Raw genomic sequence first — 21402 nt, 5'->3', positions numbered from 1 at the left:
TGAACTACATTTCTATTAAAACTTCAGCAAGAATGTCAAGAGCAATTTCAATCTGGTTGCGATCGATGATTAAAGGTGGGCAGAAGCGAATAGCAGCTTTACCACAACCTAGTAATAACAAACCTTTTAGGAAAGCTCGTTGAACAATACGATCGCGCAACTGCGAATTGTAATTTCCCTCACAGTCTAATAAATCTACCGCCACCATCAATCCTTTCCCTCGTGGTGAAGAAACTTGCGGAAATTGTTGCGACAAACGGTGCAAACCAGCTTGCAAGACTTCTCCCATGGCAGTTGCATTTGCCATTAAACCACTTTCTAGCAGTTTGAGCGTGGCAATCGCTGCTGCACAAGCCACTGGATTGCCTCCAAAGGTCGTTGCGTGAGAACCGGGTGACCAAGTCATAATTTCAGGGCGGGAGAGAATAGCCCCTAAAGGAAGACCGCTAGCAATCCCTTTCGCTGTGGTAATGATATCAGGCATCACACCCCAATGCTCGATCGCAAATAAACGACCGGTACGTCCCATACCTGCTTGGACTTCATCCACAACCATCAACATACCGTGGCGATCGCATATTTCCCTAATTCGCTGTAAAAACCCATCCTCTGGGACAATATAACCGCCTTCTCCTTGAATGGCTTCAACAACAATTGCTGCCACCTCTTTAGGTGGCAACATGGTTGGAAATAGTTGTTTTTCTAGGTAATCCAAGCTAGCGTGAGTGCCATAAGGAATATGAGTCACACCTGGAACGAGAGGACCGAAATTTGCCCGTTGGACTGTCTTAGAACCAGTAAGGGACATAGCCCCATAAGTGCGTCCGTGGAATGCTCCTAAAAAGGCAATAATTAAAGAGCGTCCGGTATAGTATCTAGCAAGTTTGATTGCTCCTTCATTGGATTCTGCACCTGAATTTGTGAAAAATACTTTAGCAGGAAAAGAAGTTTTTCCAGTACCCTCTCCAACAACAGGTGGAAAGGGCGCACGGGAAGCTAATTTTTCCGCGAGTTCCACCATAGGTTCGTAGTAAAAATCAGTCCCTGACATATGTATCAGGTTTGCGGCTTGCTCTTGAATCGCTCGGACAACTTCTGGATGGCAGTGTCCCGTTGCGGTGACAGCAATACCCGCAGTCATATCTAGAAATACGTTCCCATCCACGTCTTCTACCATGCAACCTTCACCACGAGCCACAACTAACGGGTAATCTCGGGTATAAGAAGGCGAAGTGACAGCGCGATCGCGTTCTACAAGATCGAGAGTTTTCGATCCTGGTAAAGAAGTGATTATATGAGGTTTACAGGGTAAAGAGATTTTCGATTTTCGATTTTCGATTTTCGATTGCGAAAGTTCTAGCATAAAAAAATTGATATCTAAATAAGCTTTAATATTCTTCGATTGAGGTCATCTGTTGTGTATTTGATATTACAAATATTGCAAGACCCCGTAAGGGGATAATTACCGAGCGAATATTTGCTTTGTGTAAAGTATCCCACTATCAAACTCACCCATTTATTTTTGCGCTCGTCTTTCAAAACAGGATTCATCCACGATTATCAATTTGAGCGCGTTGTAAGTTTCCAGAGAAATCTACGTAGACAGTTTTCCAATCCGTAAATACATCCAAAACTGCAGTACCAGCTTCTCGGTGTCCGTTACCCGTTTGCTTGACACCACCAAAAGGTAAATGTACCTCGGCACCAATTGTGGGACCGTTGATGTAAGTAATACCGGCTTCAATATCGCGCATGGCAGTGAAAGCACGGTTGATATCGCGAGTATATATGGAAGATGAAAGACCGTAAGGTGTATCGTTCAGGATTGCGATTGCTTCCTCAAAAGAGCGTACTTCTATCAACGCCACGACAGGTCCGAATATTTCTTCACGAGCAACGCGCATTTGAGGAGTGACAAAATCTAAAATAGTCGGTTGGAAAAAGTAGCCGTTCTGCAAACCTTCCACAGCAGCCACTTCTCCACCGATTAAAACCTTTGCTCCTTCTTCACGGGCAATATCTAGATATTTGCTAACGCGTTGGAGTTGCTTCTCATTAACAATAGGTCCTACATCGGTATCGGAGTCAGTACCGGGACCCAACCGCAGCTGACTGGTACGTTCTTTCAGCATAAAGGTAAATTTCTCTTTGATATCGCGATGTAGCAGCAAACGACTGGTTGCAGTACATCTCTGACCTGCAGTTCCAAATGCGCCCCAGACCGCACCATCCAAAGCAAGTTGCAAATCCGCATCTTCCATGACAATTTGGGCATTTTTACCACCCATCTCCAGACACACGCGTTTGTGAGTTCGCCCGCAGGTAGAAGCAACAAAAGCACCCGTTTCAGAAGATCCAGTGAAAGAGACTAAGTCAACATCAGGATGCTCAACTAAAGCTTTCCCCGCTTCCTCTCCCACTCCATGTACCAAGTTGATAACACCATCAGGAAAACCAGCCTCTGCGAAAATTTCTACGAGTTTGGTAGCACAAGCAGGAGTATCTTCTGCTGGCTTGAGAATTACGGTATTACCACATACTAAAGCTGGCATTGCTTTCCAACAAGGAATAGCAACTGGAAAATTCCACGGTGTAATCAGAGCACAAACCCCAACAGGCATTCTCACTGTCATGGCAAATTTATTGGGCATTTCAGATGGTGTAGTTTGCCCAAATAAACGACGTCCTTCGCCAGCACTGTAATAGGCACAATCAATGCCTTCTTGAACATCGCCCCTTGCTTCTGCCAGAGGTTTACCCATTTCCCGGCTCATTAATAAAGCCAGTTCTTCTTTATACTGACGCAAGAGTTCTCCGACTCGTTGAACGTATTCTGCTCTAGCTGGGGCTGGAATAAGCCGCCAACTGCGGTATGCACGACGAGCAGCAGCTACGGCTGTCTCAACGTCAGTTGCAGCCGAACGCGGACAGGTGGCAACGACTTCACCCCTGTCTGCAGGATTGCGGCTTTCTAAGGTAGCTCCTGATGCAGCATTTACCCATTCTCCGGCGATGTAATTACGACAAGTTAGGAAATTGCTCATTTTTTACACCTCCGGATTGTAAGACCCATGACTCCCAGTGTGGCTTGTACTATTTATTATCGTCAAATGAAATAACAGATTGTAACATTGGCAACAAATGTAACTCATTCCTAAGGAATCAAAGCCATTACTGCAGCAGGGGAGCCAGAACCATCTTTTAACCTCAGAACACCAATAACAAGCGTAGTTCCCTTTGGTGGTAACTGGTCTAAATTAGTCAAATTCTCCAATACAATACGTGGTTCTTTTAATACTAGAAAGTTAGTTGCAAAAGTAGTTTCTTGACCTGCATCGACTCCGTGAGTATCAATTCCTACTCCCGCAATCTGACGCTCTTCTAGCAAAAACTTTGTTGCCTCAGATCCAAATCCAGGAAAGTGCATTCCTCCGTGAGAATCCCAGTTAAAAAAAGCATTTTCATCCAACCACTTTTCCTGCCAACCTGTATGAAGGAGCACTATACAGTTCGAGGGAATTTTGCCGTTTTGTTGTTCCCAAGCGAGAATATTGTCCGTAGAAAGAACGCAATCTGGATGACTCAGTGCTTGCTCCCGAATCGAGATTGTCACAGCTGGTAAAATTAACGAATTTGCAGGATAGCGATCGATACTCACACCATCAGCGTAAAAGCTGTTAGGAGCATTCATGTGAGTCGCACTGTGTTCTCCTAGAGAAAACCGCCGCAAGTAATAACCATCTTTATCTAACTCTGCTACAGTCTCAAATTCAACAGGGGGATCGCCTTTCCACAAGGGAATTCCTGTATCAATCGTATGGCTCAAATGCACTACACGCGAATAAGTAATACGTCTTTTCTTCTCACCTTCTTTGCTTTCTCTGCGCCCGTGCAGTTCATCAAACAGATTTTGCTTTCGAGTCAACCTCCCCAAAGTAGCCTCCATAACAGCAGAAGTTTGACCGGTCACGGTAAATACCAGTGCCTCGCGATAAACCCGTTGTGCGTTACGATCGCTGTAGAGCGCAGAGCCACTAGAAACCGCGATCGCTGTATGGGAAATTCTAGCCGCTAGATCGATTGCCCAAGCCCGCAATTGCAACCGTTCTGCAACAGACATCTCTAAATTTTGTTGTGCTTCTCGAATAGCAGTGCGACAATTGTTGAGTTCCTGCTCAAGACTTTCAAAAGCATTGGTCATAAAAGGCAGAGATTTTTTCTTTGCAGCAGACTCTAAAATATCCAAACCACCAAGAGCACATCCCGTAGCCAAAAAAGTCGCACGCAGAACATTCTTCTTGTCATTGTCATGAATCCAGCCAGCAGGTTTAATGAAAACAACATCTTCTGCAGGCAAAAACCAGTCAGTCAAAGTTGCTTTGACGGTGTTGGTAGATGTCATCGCTGCAAGCTGTGCGGGCGGTGAAAACTCTATACGGCTTAAACCGTTATGCTCGCTTATCGCACCTCCTGACTCTTGATGTATTTCTACCAAAGGGACTATACCGAAAACAGCGCGATCGTCAGGTAAAGTAGCAGCAACAATAAACTTACTAAAAAGATTCCAACCTGTAACCCAAGGTACAACTCCATTGAGTTGATAACCCCCCAGTACTGGTACGCCAGTAACAAGTGCTTCTCCTTCACGTCGTAGCTGAGAAAAACCCACTCCCAGTAAAACTTGAGCGTCACTCATATAGGGAAGGTACTTCTGTTGAAGAGAAGTATTATGACTAGCAACAAGCATACTAGCAGCACTTTGGTGTTGGGTTTGTAAAAAAGCTAGAGCACCAGAATATCGGGCTACCAGTTCTTGAAAACTACCGAATACTTGCTCGCTGACTTCTCTTCCACCCCATCTGTCTGGTACTCTCAGAGCAAGCATCCCTAACTTTCCCAAACCTTGCAGTGCTTGAAATAAAGCGTTTGAGTTAAAGTCTATCTCATTCGCCAAAGGTGCTACTTCTTTTTGCAAGAAAGACCGGGCTACTTGTAAAAGAGAATCCGTATTGTCTAGAGTTTCTTGTTTAACACCATCCATCGCCAGCTATATTTGATTGCCATTTCTTTTTTTACTGCTATTTCTCAAGTAAAGAACCCCCCCAACTCCCAGAAATACTAGGTTTTGGAGGGTTCAAATGTTGCAGCAAAAAGTGAATTATTAATAAATTAACAGCCAAGAAGTAAATTTAAAATTAAGAAACGGTTAAGTTTTAGTAAAAATATTCTCTAAACTCTATAACAGTTATAAAAAATTAATAATTTTTATGTGCTGAATTTTACAATTTTGTATAAGTATTACTCTGGGTAGTTGTAAAAATCTAAGAAATACGTTATGCGTTGAAAATTTCTCTAAAAATACGTGTCTTTTCTAATTATTGGCTCTTAAAAGTCAAAGCACAAAGTTTGAATAACGACAAATTCTATTTTTTAATGGTAATTAAATATACTAAAATGTGCAACTGTATTGTACAGTTAAAACTCTGTAACCAATTAATAAGCGTATATTAGTGCCTTCACTGATAATCTTTCGATACAGATAGTTAATTAACAGTGAATTTCAAGCCAAGAAAACAAAAAGGGCGCAATGCCTTGCGCCCTTAAGGTCATACTGTACTACGAGGACTTTTATTAATAGGCAATCCACTCTGGAGAAATTGTGTCTAGAGGAGTTTCAGAGGTCGTTGTTCCATTAACAGTCCAAATGGAGTTTTCACCAGAGTTGTAATTGCGCCAGAACACATCAGTCTTACCATCGCCATTGTAATCACCAACTTTGGGCTGTTTAGCCACATCAGTTGCAGGTAAGAAGGCAGCAGTAGAAACTGTTGTGCCATCCATTAACCAAGCAGTGTTCTCGCCAGTCGTTTCATTGTGCCAGAGAATATCCGTCTTACCATCACCATTAAAATCACCTACGCTAGATTTCCAAGAAAGATCGAGCTTTTGCACGGAGCCAGAAGTGATGAAAATACTATTCATCAACCACACCGTGTTTTCCCCCGTTTGGTTATTGCGCCAGAGAATATCGGTTTTGTTATCTCCGTTAAAATCACCAAAGGTGTAGCTGTCCCATGTGGGATCTAATGATGACAGACCATATTTTGAGGTATTAGTACCATCCATAAACCAGACGGCATTTTCCCCAGATACTGTATTGTGCCAAAAAATGTCATTCTTACCATCGCCATTGAAATCAACGATGTTAGAAGTCCAAGATGAGTCGGCTGCATCAATAAAAGCAGAAGTAAGGACTCTAGTGTCATCCATCAACCAAGTTGCATTATCACCCGTTTGAGAGTTGCGCCAGAAAATGTCACTCTTACCATCGCCATTAAAGTCAGCAATACTCGCAGTCCATGCCGCGTCGATTTTGTCCAAATAAACTTCAGAGGCAATGTTAACCCCATCCATAATCCAAATAAGGTTTTCTCCTGTTGATTTGTTACGCCAAAACAAATCTGTTTTCCCATCCCGATTGAAATCTGCATAGGAAAAGTCCCAAGAAAAATCTATCTGTCTGGGGGTGGATCCATTGGCTACCCTTGTGCCATCCATCTGCCAAATAGCCACTTCATTCGTTTGGGTATTACGCCAAAATTTGTCAGTTTTGCCATCACCGTTAAAGTCGGGAACGAGTGCTGCATTACTGTATTGAGGGTTGGGATTGGGATTTTTAGCCGTTGTTGTTGCAAGCGTTGAATCAGACAAATCACTTAGCAGATTTTGTGACGATCGCCCCCAATCGTAAGTAGTGTCTAAAGCATCTGTAATCACAGAATTATTGGAGATTAGCAGAGACGAAAGTTCACTAGTACTTGTAGAATTGACAGTTTTAGATTCAAACATAATGTTTGGTTACGACTAGTGTTCATCATTTTTTTAACTGCTTTTTTATAATGTTTCTGTTAAAAGGTAACATCTAATAATTTCTGATGTGTAAAAGTTGCATAAGCTTTAGAACGCTCTATTCTCAAGTCAGGCAAGGCACTGCCAAGCAAGAGCGAACGTTTGGCACTGCCGATCCTACTGAGTTATCTAAGTATTATTGGGTTGCGTTCGCTATTTATTAGCTACTGAAGTTACTATTTCTTACAAAATCTGACTTACCCAACCTTTGAGACTTACAGTTCTCAGGACTTTTTCGTACTGCGTTAAAAGAATAAATAGCTTAATTTTAGTTATAGAGAGGAGGACAAATTATTTATATTTTCACTTCTTAGCTATGAAATTAAAACTATCTACTTTTTCATTTTTAACTATTTCTATTATCGTTGCTTCTGGAATACAATCTGCCGAAGCCACAAGAGTAACAAACAATATCGATCGACAAAACTATACCCGCAGTATTGCTTTTGATAGGATTCCCTCAATGCTCGAGACGGGCGATCGCTTGAAAACAGAATCACCTTATTCCCCTGCAAGAGCAGAGATAGCAAAAATCGATAGAGTTAGCAGTGGTAACAAGTTGCAGCGTCTAAACCCACAGCCAATTTTAATTGCCTCACAGTGCAAAAGCCCGTGTAAAACCGAAATTTGAGAAAGACAGAATAGCTCTTACCACAGCTACATGGTGTATTTACTTGAGAAGAATCCCGTTTCATTAACTTGCGTGTTTCCAGTCGCTAAGTTGTTCGCACTCTTGCTGCTTGATTGGACGCGGACGTATTGGTCTTAAAGGAGTGCCAATATCCACCGCAGAAAAAGATTTTTGTCTCTTCTTAGAAGATTGTTGTTGGGTAGGGTGAGTTTCTATAGTTGTCATAAGTTTACCTCTATGTTGCCGATTGGGGGTTTGTGAATCTCATTGCATGAATGAATTTACCATTAATGCCCGAACGTTAATCAGTATTCCCAATTTTCCATCAACTATCACTCTATCTGAGGTAATTTCCGGAAAAAATCCGGGAAATAGATTTGGAGATTCACCGAACTACATTTGATTGAGTGACATAACTGCACTAGTTCGAGGACAACAGAGGCAATATCGCATCACAGCCCACTCCCTCACTTATTGTGCCTGCTGCTCGCAAATCATTAGGTCACGGGACTCCTGCCGAATTCGCCCCAAACTGGCAGCTTCCTGCAACGACATAAAAGCATCAAAATCTTCTATGTCATACTTTGTTTGTAAAAGTTTTCGCAACTGTTCTTCCGCAGTAACGGTAAGATATCCAGTTGTTATAACCTGTTGAACAACCTCACGGATTAACATCATAATCTCAACCTATGTAGTGAAATAACTACAACTGCCCATAAGCTTATTTTCGCTCTTTTTAAGAAATCTTTACAATCTCTCTTTCGATAGGCTTTATTTCCTCACTAAAACTTTACAAACTATCACAAGGTAGAGCAATGACAAATTTTTACCAATTTCCGCAAGATTTTTGTTGGGGTGCTGCTACTGCTTCCTACCAAATAGAAGGTGCATATGAAGAAGGAGGTCGCAAACCCAGTGTTTGGGACACTTTTAGCGCCACTCAGGGAAAAGTGCTTAATGGTGATACGGGTGCAGTTGCGTGCGATCATTACCATCGCTATCAATCAGATGTAGAACTGATGGTAACCTTGGGAATCAAACACTACCGCTTCAGTATTGCCTGGACTCGTATTCTTCCTGATGGTCGCGGTACAGTCAACGAAGAAGGTATTGATTTTTACAAGCGTTTGGTAGACTGCTTGCTCGAGCATGGCATCACGCCTCACGTTACTCTGTTTCATTGGGATAGCCCTCAAACACTTGAGGATTTGTACGGTTCTTGGCAAAGTCGCCAAATGGCATATGATTACGCCGACTACGTGAAAGCAGTTGTCAAGCGGCTGGGATCGCGTATCGGTCATTGGATAACTCTGAATGAAATTCCCTGTTTTACTCATTTAAGTTATGATGCAGAGCGAGAAGCACCCCATGCTCCAGGCAAACGTGTTAGCAGTGCAAAGGAAGTTTGGCAAACTTCTCACCACGCTTTACTTGCTCATGGTTTGGGATGCCAAGCAATTCGAGAAGCCTCACCTATTCCCTGTCAAGTGTCTCTGGTAGATAATATCTCGGTTACAGTTCCGATTAACGAATCCCCAGCCAATATTACAGCAGCCAAAAATGCTTTCCAAACTAGCTGGGTAAATGGTGGAGTTATTTTTCCAGCACTGACAGGTAACTACAGTTCTGCCATGCTCGATCTATTGGGAGAACAAGCACCCGATGTTCAACCTGGTGATTTGGAAATAATTCATCAACCCCTGGATGCGATCGGTTTAAATATATACACGGGAACTTATGTTCGTGCTGCAGATAATAAACTCGGTTATGAATTTCTCGATTTACCTAAAGGTTACCCACAAATGTATATGCCCTGGTTAAATATTGTGCCAGAGAGTCTTTATTGGGGCATTCGTCACATTAGTGAAACTATGCAACGAAATGACTTACCCGTTTACATTACGGAAAACGGCTGCGCCACGCAAGATGAAATTAACACTCATGGCGAAGTCATTGACACGGATAGAATTTTCTACTTGCGACAGTACCTCAAAGCAGCTCATCGTGCTGTGAGTGAAGGGTATCCTTTAAAGGGATATTTTGTATGGAGCTTAATGGACAATTTTGAGTGGGCGTGGGGATACTCCCGACGTTTTGGAATTACATATATAGATTACAAAACACAGCAACGTATCCCAAAAGCTAGTTTTGAGTGGTATGCAGAGTGTATCCGTCAAAACAGCATTGTTTGATACAAAGTTTGAAAATACTTACAACTGGCGATGGGAGTAACTCGTAATTACCCTTATACCAATTTTCTATGAAGATGCATACAAGCAAAGCCTGCCTTCGCAGGCTTTGCTTGTATAGTTTCACCCTTCTAGGGTGAGGAGAATAATGTGCAACTTTACATAAAATTGGTATTAATTATTAACTGAAGGGTTACGTTTAATCTCAATCATTGCATTCCAAGTACTGTATCCAACAATTCCATCATTAGTTAAGCGATCGTGCTTCTGCTGAAAAGCTTTAACTGCAGCCGCAGTCGCAGAACCGTAAACACCATCAAGCGCACCCGTGTAGTAGCCTTGTTCTTTTAAAAAAGCTTGAACGTCTCTAACAGGTGCTCCTTCACTTCCAAGTTGTAACTTTGGTGCTGCTTCTGGTGAATATTGGCCGATCTCGCTGATTGATACTAATTTTGTTGGAGCTGTATATTGATTGAGCTTCTTCTCAGCAGATGCATTTAGAGGAGTTTGAGCCGCTGTTGGTTTGCTGGTAAAAGGCAAAGCAGCCAATGCGATCGCTGAGAAAATACTAAGAAATCGTATATGTGGGTTAATCCATTTGGTTTTCATAAAATTCTCCTTTTTAAGAAGACGGACAAAATCGTTTTTAATTTTTAAATAAGGAGTTTTGAGTTCATCACTATGTGTGTTCATGTAAAGTCAAACAATCTCGAGCTACATCTATAAGTTAATTTTTTGACAAATGAATTTATTTCAAAATAATAAAATTATGAAACTTTTGCATGGTTCATAGGTGGGACTTAAAAGTTGTAGAATGTCTAACCAACGAGATAATTTTAGGTCATCATTAATGGGTAATAATTCTCGAGAACGATCGGCGATCCAAAATGCTTACTTAATATTGCGATATGCTGCGCGATACCACAGACTATCTCGTAAGTACTACGCGCTATCAGCACGGGACTCATCGCTTGGATAGACTCACCAAAATTAAGAGTTTGAAACTTAACCTACTTGGGTTTTGCCTGTATAGATGCGATTTCTAATCGCTAAGGCAAGTATTAGATAGTATTTCCTAAGTATCTTTATACGAGTTGAACTATCATTTCTCGATCCTTCTCTTTTAGATTAAGAGGTGTTTTCAGGCATCTAATAATGCTTAAAACTCAACCATCGAAGTTGCACTTATACTTACACAATTTCGACCTCTGCGGATAGCTTGATGAAGTGCGCTTTCAGTAGCTTCAACCAGAACTTCCGGAGGATTTTCTTTACTTGGAATAATACTTGCTACTCCCAAACTTACTGTCAGTACACGAGATGAAAACCCACCAAATATAGAACGGTCGTGCTTAATTGCCAATCCAATAACATCATCTCTAATATGCGTTGCAATGTTAAGAGCAAACTCAGTACTCAAAAGAGGCACAATTATGGCAAACTTAGCACCTGCATAACGTGCTATAAAATACTCTGGATATTCATCTAAGCGATCGCTAATAGTATTTGCAATTAATTGCAAACACTCATCTCCAACTTTATATCCATAAGCTGCATTGAAGAACTTAAAGTAATCTACTTCACATAGCACTAGAGAGATTGGCAAAGCTTCCTTTGCCCATTCTTCCCAGTTATTTTCCATGTACTGATTGAAGTTGTGCCTCGTTGGAAGGTGGGTGAGTTCATCAAGATGATTTGCGTATCCTATCTTTTGTAATTCTGTCACTAACTCTTCTGTCTCGGCGACATTTTGTATCTTTTCGTGTTGCAACTGCTCTCGAAAATAAAGACGGTACAATTCACAGCTAGGCTTTGCCCGATTACCATCAAGCTCAATAAGCCCCATGCTTTCTAATTTAAAAGCTGCGATCGCATCCAAGTGAACGCTTTCATTAGAATTAACTACCTGTTGAAAAGCCGATACCAATGCTGGTGCTTTTTGAAGGATAGCTAGATTACCCCGTAAGTAGTCGCTAAAAATTCCTGATGATGTAGCCGCTGTTTGCAGCAATTCCTCATAGGTTATTTCTTCCCGTTGTAAATAATAGAATGCAAGATTTAAGAGATAGGGATGCCCGGATAACATTTTTATGAGTGGGGCAAGATTTTGTTTGCCTTTTTCACCACTAGCCCAAATTAATCCATAACGTTGTGCTAAATCCCAAGCTTGCTCTGGAGTAAACTTTGGTAGCGTTATTGTCAGTCCAACGTTAAAAGGGGATTGATTGAGATTGAGCGGAACGCATATTTCTGTGGCATGTGCTACAACTAAGCGACACTTTTGCCAAATTTTCTCTTGTTTGGCAAGCTCGTGCCAAAACCGCAGCATTGGCAAAAAATCTTTCGCAATAGTTGGGTGTTCAAAAACTCTGTTAACTTCATTTAAAACGATAACAACAGCATTAGCAACCTGCTTTAAGATATATGCTTCAAAATAAAGCTTACTACTCACTTTACTTCCCATATCCTCATCCCAGAAATTATCTAGCTTGGGATTGAGGTTCAATTGTCTGCTGACATTAGCGCAAAACCATCGTAAAAATTTTTCGAGAGAAATAAAGATGGATTCGTCTGCTTCTTGAAAGTCCAAATAAACTGTGTTGTACTCTAAAGCTTTTGAGTATGAAACAATGCGGTGTAGTAGAGAGCTCTTCCCCATTTTTCTAGGTGCTCTAATTCCGATCGCACATCCAGGTTGACTAATTTCTTGATAAGCGATTTCTTCAACAGGGGGACGGTTAATGTAGAAAGGAGAAGTCAGATCTAAAGGAGCGTTAGGATACGGAATTTCTTTATTTATCGTTAGAAGTTGCACGTCTTCACTTTCGTGCTTTTTATCTATTATTTCTAGTTCAGGTTCAGCTTCTTTTTTCTGCCTACCTATAAAATTTGTTTGGATCTGATTCAACACTAAATGCAGATTTTTCTTTGTGACCCTTTGTCCTACTGTATCTGAAATGTCTTGCCACAACTGGGAACCTACTTCCTTGATGTAATCGCTCGCATAACCCGAACTTTGAGCCATCTCATTGTAGGTTTGTCCCAACCAGGATTGATGTAACACAAACTTTTCAATAGAACTCAGTCGTCTTGGCAGAAGTGACTGTTCTACTGCTTCTAAAATTTGATTAACCTCCGTTGAATGGTCTGTCTGAAGCAAACCATTCCTGTAGCTATACGTACTTTTAATGTACACCTACGTACCCCTGTATAGAATGTAAATCGATAGATGCGGCTACATAAGTAGTTACACGCAGACAAACATAACATTAAGCGATTTTATATCAGTATCTAAACAATTATTCTAGTACTAAACTCTCACTCACGTTGCGAGTGTTTACTAAGTCTTTATGAAAACTTTAAAAATAGTCTTCATTAAACATTTTTTAAAGAAAAATTTATAAAACTTTCATCTTATTATCCAAGGCTTAACCATTTTTTAATATTCTTACAGAATATAGCATATTGCACAATTAATGAGTCAAGAAAGTTCTTGCCCTCATTTTTTCTGCTTTGTAGACTTTTATAAAACAATGATTTGAGGTTTAAAATATACGTATGTAAGCTGAAAGCCTATCAGAGCGAGCTTCCTATTTTTGACGATCCCCAACAGAATACTTGATATTTTTATTAAGTTTTGCTAGATTTTTCAGTATTATTACTGAGTAATGAGATTGTAATTGAGATTGAAATCTGAGACTAAATATTTAATAACTTAAGTTGCTAGAGATCCGAAAACGCTAGAATTTAAGCGCTGAAGAAAAGAAATATGTATTGATAATTACTTCAAAAGGTGTATTTTGTACCAATTTCATACCGTTTACGGGAACTAACTGCCAACTTACGTTAATATCTACTACTAGGTATGATAAGAAGATCTATTACTTCACCAATTACCAAACCACATCCAGCGATCGCACTCAATACTAAAAACGTATCTCGTTTACCAAATCCAGCAAAACGAAACTCCATCTCTGCTAGGAGTGTCGTTGTCAAAGGCAAAACGATGAACGTAACGAAAATTGACCAAGTTGCTATGAGTGCAATAGAAGCACCTAAAAACAAGACAACAGTTAAAGCTCTAGAACCAAATCGAATTAATCGTTCCAACCAAGCAATAGTTCTCCAAGCAATAGCTAACACTAAAGCTGCAACAAAAGCCCCCACCAACCAAGCGATATCGTGAGCCGACAGGTACCAACCCAACCAAGCATAAGCCAACCAAAGGAACACTAAGGGTAGCCAGGGTATTTTGTGGAGCAACTCATTATTCATAACCCATTTACCTTCATCATGAGAATAATGATAACTGACAGTGTACTAATTCAGCCTAGAGAAAGTCGTAATTCTAAATCAATATACTTATGGTTGATATTAAGAAGAAATTTATTTAATACAGGTTGGCGTAAATAAAGCAACCATTTCTCATTGCTTAGTTATTCTGAAACTATCTGTGCAAAAGACGGAAAAACCTGCTCCGTTAATAATCGGTCTGTACTCGGATACAATATGACTGCTACTGGCTATTACTCTTTATACGAGGTTCTACTTCATTCTTAGTATAATCTTTTACTCTGTTTGAGACAACACTATTACCAGTATTGCTGCTAAAAAGCGAACAACTTACATTAATACGGCTTTTGCCACTTTTATCAAGACTCAACCCATCATGCCTATTCCCAATAAAGTAGCTATTAATAGAAGTGATAGAGTTATATTTTCCACCGATCGCTAACCCATCTTTGCCATTAGCAGTCGAAGCAATTCCAATGAGGCGCACAGTGTTGCTGTTGCCATTGATATCAACGCCGTGAGTTGCATTGTGATTGAAAGTGCTATTGCAAGCAGTAAATTTATTATAATTACCGTTTATTTGTATGCCATCTTCTTTATTGGCAGTTATAGTGACTTGTGACAGATTGAGACTATTACCGTTAGAAATAATGTCAATGCCATCATCTGCATTATTGCTGACTACTAAATTATTAAGGATAATGCTGTTGTTATCACCTTCATCAAGATTAAATCCATCTTCACCATTGGCAACGAAACTACTATTGCTAGCACTGATGGTACTACTTGTGGTGCCTGCTTCAACTCCATTGTCTCCGTTATCGCTTAAAATGACTTCTGATAAAACTATAGTGTGACTGTTTCCTTTAACATCAATGCCATCATCCTTATTCTTACTCAAGAGCGAATGACTCACATTGATGATATTGCAATCACCATCTACCTTAATTCCATCTTCACCGTTACCGATAAAGCTAGTCTTTGACACGGAAACTCTATTCCCATCTCCCCCAATATCAATTCCATCATTGGCATTGTTGCTAAAGACACTGTTCGTGACTGTCAGATGGCTGCCACTCCTAACACTAATACCATCTTGACCCTTGGCAATAGTCAATCCATCGATAGCAACTTTAGCATTCTTAATACAGAAGTTATTGAATTTATCATTGCCACTGATAGTCAAGTTTTCAGCACCAAGCCCAGTTATAATCAGATCGTCTGTAATATCGAGTTGCTCGGTGAGTTTAATTTCTGAACCTGATGCCAGTTGAAAGACAATTCTTTCTCGTCCGCTTCGACTGTTAGCGGCATAAATCGCTTCACGGAGTGTTGTGACTCCATCATCAGGATCGACCACATCTTCAACACTATCAACGATAAAGGTACAACCAATTTCATCATGGTCTGGAGCTTCTGCTATGTTGGGATTGTAGTTTGCTGACATAACTATTCAGTTTTCTCTCCTTATTACATCTTTTGCATTGTTTGTACAGAAGTCTCGCTCGAAGCTTAACAAAGGTAGAACTGGACTTTTCAGTATTCTAAGTGCTAACACTGCAATTTTTTGACCGCGATAGTTAATCTGCTGAAATTTTAATATTCTTGCTTGAAAAAGTCTTTTAAGAACCTCTTTTTCTTACTTTTATAACTTTTCCTACTTTTAGCTAAGCCGGGTAGAAGCTTCTGGCTCTATCCGTAATGCATGGAGTAATACTCTGGAATACTAGATAAAAACTCAACGCCATATTAGCCGTTATAACTCTAGGAACCAGAGCAAAGCGCTAACTTCGCCAATAGTTTTTTTACATAGGAGGAAAAATCTATAAGTATGGACTGTAGGGAGTTTGCGAAATCAAGCGTTGGGAATGGAACTTTAGGCATTGAGCTAAAATTGCTAGCAATGTTGCAAATGATAACTATGAGTTCCCAACCAAGTTCGCCGATCCCCATCAATCGCGATCGCTCACACTTAGATATTTTTTATACTAAAATTCAAAAATTCCTGTGGTTAAAAATTGGGTTGGGATTTTTCAGTCTTGGACTACTAACTCCCCTTCCTTCCTTAGGCGCAGAACGACTGACTCTTTCTTTTGGTGTTTTGGGACGCTCTATCCCTATTGGTTCTTTGGAAGAATACGCTCATACTGGTAAAGTCGATGATGAACTGGCTGCATATACCCAGCATGCCGATACGAAGCAGCTCAACCAGTTACGCGAGGTTCTGCTGACACCTATTCCCCTCACCTCTGTACAAGTGTCTCAATTTCTCTACACTCCTATTGGTGAAACATTACTCAAAAATCTTGGAGAAGTGGTGCAGCAAGATTCTGGTATTAGTGGATTTTACGCAATTCGAGCATCCTTGATTCTTGCTGCCGCAGAGCCAAAAGGTTTAACATTATTAAACGTACTAAAAAGATTTCCCTCCAGAACTATTTCGATTAATTTACCTCGCAGTTTGGAAATAGCAGCTGCATTCGAGAGGTTGGTTAATCAGACTCAAAGAACGCTTGCACTCATCAACGAGCAATCATCTCAAGAAGTAGCTAAGGCTTTTGCAGGGGGAGAAGTTTCTGTAAGAGAATTGTTAAAACCAGGTAGTTTTAAGTGGCAAAAACGCACCATCATACTTAACGACATATCCCGCACTCGGACTTTCCCGGCTGACGTATACTTACCACTGACTTCAGGTTCTCGTTCAGTCGTTGTAATTTCCCACGGGCTTGGTTCTGATAGAACAAGTTTTGCTTACTTAGCTGAGTACCTTGCTTCCTATGGATTTGTTGTGGCGGTTCCAGAGCATCCCGGTAGTAACGCCGAACAGTTACAAGCCTTATTATCAGGTAGAGCAAATGAAGTTGCTAGCCCCAGAGAGTTTGTGGATCGCCCTCTAGATATAAAGTACCTCCTGGATCAACTTAGCAGCTTATCCCAATCAGATGGAGATTTTAAAGGTCGCTTAAATTTGGAGCAAGTAGGCGTCGTGGGACAGTCTTTTGGAGGTTACACAGCACTAGTTTTAGCAGGAGCACCGATTAATTTTGACCAACTTAAGAAAAATTGCCCAGCTTCACCAAATGCAGTCAACGTTTCTTTATTACTCCAATGTTTGGCTATTAACTTACCACCAATCGCTTATAACTTATCAGATTCACGGGTAAAAGCTGCGCTCGCAATTAACCAAATTGACAGTACTATTTTGGGTCAAGCCAGCCTCAGTAAGATTAACATTCCTGTCATGACAGTTGCTGGCGGTTCTGATACTGTTGCTCCAGCACTTCCAGAACAAATTCAACCCTTCACATGGTTAACAACCCCAAATAAATATTTAGTTCTGGTGAATAATGCCACACATTTTTCAACGATCGCAGAGTCACCAAATTCTGCTATTCCAGTTCCAGACTCAGTTGTAGGTCCAAATCCTGCCATAGCCCGTCGCTATATCACGGCTTTGAGTCTTCCCTTTTTCCAGACTTACGTTGCCAATCAGCCCAGTTACCGTCGTTTTCTCAGCGCGGGTTATGCTAATGCTATCAGTCAGGAACCATTACCATTGAGTTTGGTGCAATCTTTGAACTTGGATGCTGCTAGAAGTAAAGAGAGTGGAAAATAAATCTACTTGAAACTGCCTAAAATATGTCAATTCTGGATATGCTTGTCCGATTCTACGCTCGCTGCGATCGAACAAAAAAGTGCGATTACCTGTTGTGCCTAAATCTAATGTCAGAATAAAACCCATTGACATAACACAACTTAGTTAAGATCTATCAGTTAAGAGTATCAGATATGTAAAGACGCGCCATGGCGCGTCTTTACGGAGACCAGTGTTACTGTTCAGACCGTGCGTCCTCATCCTTTGCACCGTTTTTCTCCCGTTTCAGGCTTTCTTCTAAGGCTTGAATTTGCTCTCTACGGGCTTCCAACTCTAAAGAGCGACGGGCTAGGTCTTGATTTTGCAATGTTAAGTTTTGTCTCCACTGTTCTGCTCGCTCAGTTTCCTGTTGCAAGAATTCAGGCGTGATACCATTGGCAAGGTAGGTCTGTACCAAATTGAGCACCCAATCAGTGGCTTCTTCCAAACTCTGGATATCACCTGTGGGGGAAAGTTCCACGAGAACAAGTAGTTTTTCTGCTAGAATCTTTCCTTTTCCCAAAAGAATAAAAGCTTCTTCTGGTATCGTAACCCACATATGTTCAGCTTCCTGACGTGCCAACAACCGCAACTGAAGCTGGTCCAGAAAGTCATTTTTATGCACCTGAGCTAGATATAGCATGACGGTTGTCTGGGTTATTAATTTTAGCAATCTACTTGATTGCTATGCTAACCCACGAAGCCGATCGCGTAAAATCTCTGCTTGTTTTTCAGCTTCTGCCAAAGCATCTCTTGCTCCCTGTACGACGTCTTGTGGTGCTTTATCCACAAATTTGGAATTGCTTAATCTTCCACGCAAAGATTGAGCTTCGCTTTCTGCTTTGTTAAGGCTTCTTTCTAGCTTAGCTCGCAAGGTATCAAGATCGACAACACCTTTGAGAGGAATGACCACTTGTACCGTACCGACAACACCTGCGATCGCTTGTTCTGGTTCTTGAGGTTGGGTTTCAATGTGCGGTGGATTTTCTTTAGGAGTTGGTGGAAACCATTGCTCCCAGAATTTTTGTCTTCTTTCAGCCAACAAGATATTCTGGACAACAAACCATGCAGAATAACCAAAACCAACCAGTTCAAAGAACTTTCCAAAGAAGGGCAGATCGTCTACTGCATCAGCGACAGCAAACCCTACTCTCAACACGAAAATAGCGCCAATAATAGCTGCTATTTTTCCCCAATTGATGGATAAGTTTTTACTAGCAACTGTTGTATTCTTTTGTTCGCCAGTAATAGTTAAATTCTCCACCTTAGCCAAATCTTTAATATAAGGCTGTCCTGCGTTAAGAATTTGTTGTTCCTTTGTGCTTTCGCTTTGTAAGTTAACTGTTATCTTCGCCCCAGGCTTAATATCTGCCTCAGCCCGCAAGTTACGAATTGTACGAATTGTAGCAAAAAGTAATTCAAACTGTTCTTCTAAAGCAGAGTCAATAAAATTCGCATCTGCTTCTGGATAAAGTTGTAAGGACAAACTTTGCCTGGAATCAATGGGTTGCTGTGTCAGAGTATGCCAAATCTCTTCAGTAATATGAGGCATAAAAGGATGAAGTAATTTGAGGATGCCTTCTAAAACATAAGCAAGAGTTTGTTGTGCGACATGGCGAGACTCAGGGTTGGCATCTTTTTGCAAGCGAGATTTCACAAGTTCGATATACCAGTCGCAAAAGTCACCCCAGATAAATTCATAAAGCCCTTTTGCTGCTTCCCCCAATCCGTAATTGTGGAAGAAATCATTGGTTTGTTTGACAACTTGATTGTAGCGGGAAACAATCCAGCGATCGCTCAATTCCAATTTTGAATAGTGAATATTGGATATTCGATTATCCGACTCCAATCCAAAATCGTCTAAGTTCATCATCACAAAACGGGCAGCATTCCACAACTTATTAGCAAAATTGCGGGCTGCTTCTACTGATGGCGATTCATCTGTTTTGCGATTGTAATCCAACCGGATATCTTGACCTGCACCTGCAACTTCCTTAATGAGGGTATAACGCAAAGCATCAGTACCGTATTTGTCAATCAGAAGCAACGGATCGACACCGTTACCAGCTGATTTGGACATTTTTTTGCCATTTTCATCCAATACCAAGCCGTGGATGTAAACAGATTTAAACGGCATTTGTCCGGTAAAATGCCCACCCATCATAGTCATTCTGGCAACCCAGAAAAAGATAATGTCAAAACCCGTGACCAAGGTACTGGTAGGATAGTAAGTTGCTAAGTCTGGAGTTTGTTCGGGCCAACCTAAAGTCGAAAAAGGCCATAACCCCGAAGAAAACCAAGTATCAAGCACGTCTGGATCTTGCTCTATCTTGACATTATCGCCAAATTGTGCGTTAAGCTTTTCCCTTGCTTCTGCTTCTGACTTGGCAACAACAAAGGGAGTTGTGTCAGATATTTCTCCCCCTGTTTCGCTAACTGCGTACCAAGCAGGGATTTGGTGTCCCCACCACAACTGACGGGAAATACACCAATCTTTTAGTTTCACCAACCAATCACGGTACACCTTTGTCCAGCGTTGGGGAACAAACTCAGGAGAATTTTTCTGGTCGAGAAATTCCAGTGCTCTGTCTGCCATTGGGCGAATTTTAACAAACCACTGGGTTGAGAGGAGGGGTTCAACGGGGACTTTCCCTCGCTCGCTGTAAGGAACTGAATGTTTGTAATCCTCAATTTTTACTAGAAATCCATCTGTTTCTAAACGAGAAACAACATTTTTTCTAGCAACAAAGCGGTCTTGTCCTTGGAATGAACCAGCATTCTCATTGAGCGTACCGTCCTTATTCATGATGTTAATAAACGGCAGATTGTGACGCTGACCCATTTCAAAGTCATTCAGATCGTGGGCGGGAGTGACTTTTACGCAACCCGTCCCAAAAGTGGGGTCAACTAACTCATCACCAATAATGGGAATTTCCCGATTCATAATTGGCAAAGTTAGGGTTTTCCCAATCAAATGCTTGTAGCGATCGTCATTTGGATTTACAGCCACAGCAGTATCGCCCAACATTGTTTCCGGACGAGTTGTGGCAACTTCTACAGAGCCAGTACCATCAGTTAGGGGATAGCGGAAGTGCCAGAGGTGACCATCAACTTCTTTTAAGTCTACTTCTAAATCAGAAACAGCGGATTGTGATTCCGGACACCAGTTTACTAAGTATTTACCGCGATAAATTAGCCCTTCTTCGTAGAGACTTGTAAAAGCGTGAGCTACAGCTTTAGATAAACCTTCATCTAGGGTAAACCGTTCCCGCGTCCAATCTACCGATACACCCAAGCGCCGCAATTGATTGACAATTGTTCCCCCTGATTCTGCTTTCCATTGCCAAGCACGTTCTAGAAATTTGTTGCGTCCCAACTCGTAGCGAGTTTTGCCCTCTGCTTTGAGCTGCTTTTCCAGAATGGCTTGTACTGCAATGCTGGCGTGGTCAGTTCCGGGGAGATAAAGGGTATTGAGCCCTTTCATCCGATGGTAGCGCACGAGGGTATCAATCAGTGAATTGTCAAAGGCGTGACCCATGTGCAGGCTACCTGTAACGTTAGGTGGCGGAATAACGATGCAGTAGGATTGACTGCTTTGATTGGGGTCGGCTTTGTAAGTTTGGTTTTCTTCCCAAAATTTTTGCCACTTGGCTTCTGTGGAGAAGGGTTCGTAAAGACTGGGGAGATTTGTGTTTGTTGTTGCGGTCATGCTGGGAAAACTATCAGTGGAAGGACTTTTATAAATT

16 protein-coding genes are annotated in these 21402 nt (G+C 41.2%); 4 read left to right on the top strand and 12 right to left on the bottom strand.

All coding sequences use genetic code 11. The features are described from left to right. Nucleotides 1–4: 4 nt before the first annotated feature. The 4 genes from AB0756_RS08825 to AB0756_RS08810 all read right to left on the bottom strand — a co-directional run bounded on the left by AB0756_RS08825 (nt 5) and on the right by AB0756_RS08810 (nt 6849). Nucleotides 5–1363 (bottom strand): acetyl ornithine aminotransferase family protein, encoded by a 1359-nt coding sequence (locus AB0756_RS08825; protein WP_038083722.1) that lies wholly within the window; start codon nt 1361–1363, stop codon nt 5–7. A 184-nt stretch (nt 1364–1547) separates the two neighbouring features. Continuing rightward, nucleotides 1548–3044, bottom strand: coding sequence for an aldehyde dehydrogenase family protein (locus AB0756_RS08820; protein WP_038083712.1), 1497 nt, complete (start codon nt 3042–3044; stop codon nt 1548–1550). A gap of 110 nt (nt 3045–3154) precedes the next feature. Continuing rightward, the gene (locus AB0756_RS08815) at nt 3155–5041 is read right to left on the bottom strand and encodes a cyclase family protein (protein WP_038083710.1); all 1887 of its coding nucleotides are present in this window, start codon (nt 5039–5041) and stop codon (nt 3155–3157) included. Nucleotides 5042–5631: 590 nt separating this feature from the next. Then, a complete protein-coding gene (locus tag AB0756_RS08810; protein ID WP_038083708.1) occupies nt 5632–6849 on the bottom strand; it encodes an FG-GAP repeat domain-containing protein in 1218 nt (405 codons plus the stop codon). A 376-nt stretch (nt 6850–7225) separates the two neighbouring features. Here AB0756_RS08810 and AB0756_RS08805 point away from each other — a divergent pair, with 376 nt between their 5' ends. Next, nucleotides 7226–7540 (top strand): hypothetical protein, encoded by a 315-nt coding sequence (locus AB0756_RS08805; protein ID WP_038083705.1) that lies wholly within the window; start codon nt 7226–7228, stop codon nt 7538–7540. Between the two features lie 63 nt (nt 7541–7603). Here the strand turns inward: AB0756_RS08805 and AB0756_RS08800 are convergent, their stop codons facing one another. Both AB0756_RS08800 and AB0756_RS08795 read right to left on the bottom strand, forming a co-directional pair. Continuing rightward, complete coding sequence (locus AB0756_RS08800; protein WP_167844621.1) at nt 7604–7765, bottom strand: hypothetical protein; 162 nt, start codon at nt 7763–7765, stop codon at nt 7604–7606. 246 nt (nt 7766–8011) lie between these two features. After that, nucleotides 8012–8218, bottom strand: coding sequence for a hypothetical protein (locus AB0756_RS08795; protein WP_038083701.1), 207 nt, complete (start codon nt 8216–8218; stop codon nt 8012–8014). 137 nt (nt 8219–8355) lie between these two features. Between AB0756_RS08795 and AB0756_RS08790 the strand changes: the two genes are divergently transcribed. Further along, nucleotides 8356–9732: a GH1 family beta-glucosidase gene (locus tag AB0756_RS08790; RefSeq protein ID WP_038083698.1), complete on the top strand. Its 1377-nt coding sequence runs from the start codon at nt 8356–8358 to the stop codon at nt 9730–9732. Nucleotides 9733–9903: 171 nt separating this feature from the next. On the opposite strand, the gene AB0756_RS08785 is transcribed toward AB0756_RS08790, so the two are convergent. After that, nucleotides 9904–10338 (bottom strand): peptidoglycan-binding domain-containing protein, encoded by a 435-nt coding sequence (locus AB0756_RS08785; RefSeq protein ID WP_050045576.1) that lies wholly within the window; start codon nt 10336–10338, stop codon nt 9904–9906. Nucleotides 10339–10579: 241 nt separating this feature from the next. Between AB0756_RS08785 and AB0756_RS08780 the strand changes: the two genes are divergently transcribed. After that, on the top strand, nt 10580–10708 hold the full coding sequence (locus tag AB0756_RS08780) for a hypothetical protein (protein ID WP_272899698.1): 129 nt from the start codon (nt 10580–10582) through the stop codon (nt 10706–10708). 180 nt (nt 10709–10888) lie between these two features. Here the strand turns inward: AB0756_RS08780 and AB0756_RS08775 are convergent, their stop codons facing one another. The 3 genes from AB0756_RS08775 to AB0756_RS08765 form a co-directional block, all read right to left on the bottom strand. Then, nucleotides 10889–12925 carry an AAA-like domain-containing protein gene (locus AB0756_RS08775; RefSeq protein ID WP_237265829.1) on the bottom strand — a complete coding sequence of 679 codons (2037 nt, stop codon included), beginning with the start codon at nt 12923–12925 and terminating at the stop codon, nt 10889–10891. Nucleotides 12926–13575: 650 nt separating this feature from the next. Further along, nucleotides 13576–14004, bottom strand: coding sequence for a hypothetical protein (locus AB0756_RS08770; RefSeq protein ID WP_038083696.1), 429 nt, complete (start codon nt 14002–14004; stop codon nt 13576–13578). A gap of 241 nt (nt 14005–14245) precedes the next feature. Next, nucleotides 14246–15469: a right-handed parallel beta-helix repeat-containing protein gene (locus AB0756_RS08765; protein WP_038083694.1), complete on the bottom strand. Its 1224-nt coding sequence runs from the start codon at nt 15467–15469 to the stop codon at nt 14246–14248. A 474-nt stretch (nt 15470–15943) separates the two neighbouring features. Between AB0756_RS08765 and AB0756_RS08760 the strand changes: the two genes are divergently transcribed. Beyond that, complete coding sequence (locus AB0756_RS08760; protein WP_237265830.1) at nt 15944–17638, top strand: alpha/beta hydrolase; 1695 nt, start codon at nt 15944–15946, stop codon at nt 17636–17638. 214 nt (nt 17639–17852) lie between these two features. On the opposite strand, the gene AB0756_RS08755 is transcribed toward AB0756_RS08760, so the two are convergent. Together AB0756_RS08755 and AB0756_RS08750 are read right to left on the bottom strand one after the other, a co-directional pair. Then, nucleotides 17853–18299: a hypothetical protein gene (locus AB0756_RS08755; RefSeq protein WP_038083692.1), complete on the bottom strand. Its 447-nt coding sequence runs from the start codon at nt 18297–18299 to the stop codon at nt 17853–17855. A gap of 42 nt (nt 18300–18341) precedes the next feature. Beyond that, entirely contained in the window at nt 18342–21365 is a 3024-nt protein-coding gene (locus AB0756_RS08750) for a valine--tRNA ligase (protein ID WP_050045574.1), read from the bottom strand. Between the last annotated feature and the right edge of the window lie 37 nt (nt 21366–21402).

Origin of the sequence: Tolypothrix campylonemoides VB511288_2 (genome assembly GCF_045999855.1) — a bacterium.
GTDB lineage: Bacteria > Cyanobacteriota > Cyanobacteriia > Cyanobacteriales > Nostocaceae > Scytonema > Scytonema bouteillei_A.
This window is presented reverse-complemented; position numbering and strand designations above follow the sequence as displayed.

Coding starts and splice junctions, on each gene's coding strand:
- AB0756_RS08825 (WP_038083722.1), bottom strand. CDS start 1,363: ATGCTAGAACTTTCGCAATCGAAAATCGAAAATCGAAAATCGAAAATC.
- AB0756_RS08820 (WP_038083712.1), bottom strand. CDS start 3,044: ATGAGCAATTTCCTAACTTGTCGTAATTACATCGCCGGAGAATGGGTA.
- AB0756_RS08815 (WP_038083710.1), bottom strand. CDS start 5,041: ATGGATGGTGTTAAACAAGAAACTCTAGACAATACGGATTCTCTTTTA.
- AB0756_RS08810 (WP_038083708.1), bottom strand. CDS start 6,849: ATGTTTGAATCTAAAACTGTCAATTCTACAAGTACTAGTGAACTTTCG.
- AB0756_RS08805 (WP_038083705.1), top strand. CDS start 7,226: ATGAAATTAAAACTATCTACTTTTTCATTTTTAACTATTTCTATTATC.
- AB0756_RS08800 (WP_167844621.1), bottom strand. CDS start 7,765: ATGACAACTATAGAAACTCACCCTACCCAACAACAATCTTCTAAGAAG.
- AB0756_RS08795 (WP_038083701.1), bottom strand. CDS start 8,218: ATGATGTTAATCCGTGAGGTTGTTCAACAGGTTATAACAACTGGATAT.
- AB0756_RS08790 (WP_038083698.1), top strand. CDS start 8,356: ATGACAAATTTTTACCAATTTCCGCAAGATTTTTGTTGGGGTGCTGCT.
- AB0756_RS08785 (WP_050045576.1), bottom strand. CDS start 10,338: ATGAAAACCAAATGGATTAACCCACATATACGATTTCTTAGTATTTTC.
- AB0756_RS08780 (WP_272899698.1), top strand. CDS start 10,580: ATGGGTAATAATTCTCGAGAACGATCGGCGATCCAAAATGCTTACTTA.
- AB0756_RS08770 (WP_038083696.1), bottom strand. CDS start 14,004: ATGAATAATGAGTTGCTCCACAAAATACCCTGGCTACCCTTAGTGTTC.
- AB0756_RS08765 (WP_038083694.1), bottom strand. CDS start 15,469: ATGTCAGCAAACTACAATCCCAACATAGCAGAAGCTCCAGACCATGAT.
- AB0756_RS08760 (WP_237265830.1), top strand. CDS start 15,944: ATGAGTTCCCAACCAAGTTCGCCGATCCCCATCAATCGCGATCGCTCA.
- AB0756_RS08755 (WP_038083692.1), bottom strand. CDS start 18,299: ATGCTATATCTAGCTCAGGTGCATAAAAATGACTTTCTGGACCAGCTT.
- AB0756_RS08750 (WP_050045574.1), bottom strand. CDS start 21,365: ATGACCGCAACAACAAACACAAATCTCCCCAGTCTTTACGAACCCTTC.